This window comes from Sulfobacillus harzensis, assembly GCF_012933365.1.
GTDB classification, from domain to species: Bacteria; Bacillota; Sulfobacillia; order Sulfobacillales; family Sulfobacillaceae; genus Sulfobacillus_B; species Sulfobacillus_B harzensis.
This window is the reverse complement of sequence record NZ_JABBVZ010000326.1, coordinates 1-585: the sequence shown is the minus strand read 5'-3', so window position 1 is coordinate 585 and position 585 is coordinate 1. Positions and strand designations below refer to the sequence as shown.

Sequence of the window (585 nt, the reverse complement as noted above, 5' to 3'; positions counted from 1 at the left end):
CTGCCTGCGGCTTGTCCACCCCCAGCCCCGCGCTGAATATGGCCGCTACGGTCTTGTCGACTTTGAGGTCGATAAACGGCGGCCGAGAGCCCTGACGGCAAAAAGGACACACCAGAGCCCAGTCATCGAGGTCGGTCGGCTGGGCTCGGCGCGGCATGGCCGCCGCCACCCGCCGGTCCATCGCCCGACCACAGAATTCGCACCGGCCGTCCTCCGCCTCCCAGACCGCCAGGCGGACGTTGCCCGTGGGAGGCGCCGCCCCTAGACCCTCTCTATCCATTGCCTTGACCCCTTTGCTGTCTCGGACTTCAACTACGCTGCCGCACACGCTTGACCGTGTGGACACCTGCCTTCACCGACGACGACCGAGCGACCCATCCACCGGCTCCTGTGGGGGGGATCCGGGACACCGTACAACGTGGTGTTGGTCAAAGAGGATTTCGCCCCGCAATCGCGAAATCCTCCTCGAGATGAGAGTCACACTAGGAGGACACCCGCATGCCTTCACAACATCGTCGGCGCGTTCCCATCGATCCCGTCGCCTTTGGAGCACGCCTTAGGTATTGGCGGATCGTGCGCGGCTGG

1 protein-coding gene is annotated in these 585 nt (G+C 64.8%); it reads right to left on the bottom strand.

Annotated features, from left to right (window positions below):
* On the bottom strand, window positions 1-280 hold a 280-nt coding region (locus tag HIJ39_RS23320; protein ID WP_169103399.1), incomplete at its 3' end, for a hypothetical protein.
* Window positions 281-585: the final 305 nt, after the last annotated feature.